Raw genomic sequence first — 1,370 nt, forward strand, 5'->3', positions numbered from 1 at the left:
CGGCAATCCAGCAGGACACCAGTCAGATTCAGGGTCACGACCCCCGCGCACGCCATACCAGCATGTAAATCAGATGGTCTGTGTAAGCGAGGGGGTCTCCAACCCTGAAGGAGTTTGACTGTGAGCATGACCAAGGAAGCGAAGAAGGACGCTGTCGAGCCTGAGGCTCGCCGGTTGCGTCGGGAGTTGTTCACCGACGAGATGCTGGACCAGTTGATGGCTGCCACGGATGAGCGTGGGCTGTCGCTGACCGGTGAGGGCGGGTTCCTGCCGGAGATGATCAAGGCCGTCCTCGAGCGGGGGATGGAGGCCGAGCTGACCGGTCACCTCGGGTACGACAAGGGCGACCCGGCCGGGAAGGGGTCGGGCAACTCGCGTAACGGGTCCACCCCGAAGACGGTGTCCACTGAGGTCGGTGACATCGCGTTGGACCAGCCTCGGGACCGGAACTCCACGTTCGCGTCGGCGCTGGTGCCCAAGGGCGCCCGCCGCCTGGGCGGGCTGGAGGACATGATCATCAGCCTGTACGCCGGCGGGATGACGATCCGTGACATCCAGCACCACTTGGCGTCCACGCTGGGCACCGAGCTGTCCCACGAGACGATCAGCAAGGTCACCGACGCGGTCGCCGAGGAGGTCACCGCGTGGCAGACCCGCCCGCTCGAGGCGTTCTACCCGGTGATCTACCTCGACGCGCTCGTGGTCAAGATCCGCGACGGGGCGCACGTGGCCAACCGGGCCGCGCACATCGCCGTCGGGGTCGACATGGACGGGGTCAAGCACGTCCTGGGCATCTGGGTCCAAGCCGCCGAGGGCGCGAAGTTCTGGGCGTCGGTGTGCGCCGAGCTCGCCAACCGCGGCGTCAAGGACGTGCTGATCGTGTGCTGCGACGGCCTGACCGGCTTCCCCGAGGCCATCGAGGGCACCTGGTCGCAGGCGATGGTCCAAACGTGCGTGGTGCACCTGATCCGGGCCTCGATGCGGTTCGTGTCCTACACCGACCGCAAGGCCGTCGCCGCGATGCTGCGCCCGATCTACACCGCCGCCAACGAGGACGCCGCGCTCATGGCCCTGGCCACGTTCGCCGACTCCACACTCGGCAAGAAGTACCCCGCCGCCGTTGCGTCGTGGGAGAACGCCTGGGACCGGTTCACCCCGTTCCTGGCGTTCGGGCCAGCCCTGCGCAAGGTCATCTACACGACCAACAGCATCGAGAGCTTGAACTACCAGCTGCGCAAGATCATCAAGAACCGCGGCCACTTCCCCAACGACGCCGCCGCGATCAAGCTCCTCTGGTTGGCTATCCGCACCATCGAGGACAAGCGCGCCCGGCAACGCGCCAAAGAAGCCGGCCTACCCAAGGGCAGCCC

The 1,370-nt window shown here is 66.6% G+C and carries 1 protein-coding gene; it reads left to right on the forward strand.

Annotated features, from left to right (window positions below; translation table 11 throughout):
- Positions 1–126: 126 nt before the first annotated feature.
- Positions 127–1,370 (forward strand): IS256 family transposase (locus ABD225_RS18515; RefSeq protein WP_425564504.1); only part of this gene is annotated, 1,244 nt, incomplete at its 3' end.

It is taken from the genome of Nostocoides veronense (assembly GCF_039531185.1).
Classification (GTDB): Bacteria; Actinomycetota; Actinomycetes; order Actinomycetales; family Dermatophilaceae; genus Nostocoides_A; species Nostocoides_A veronense.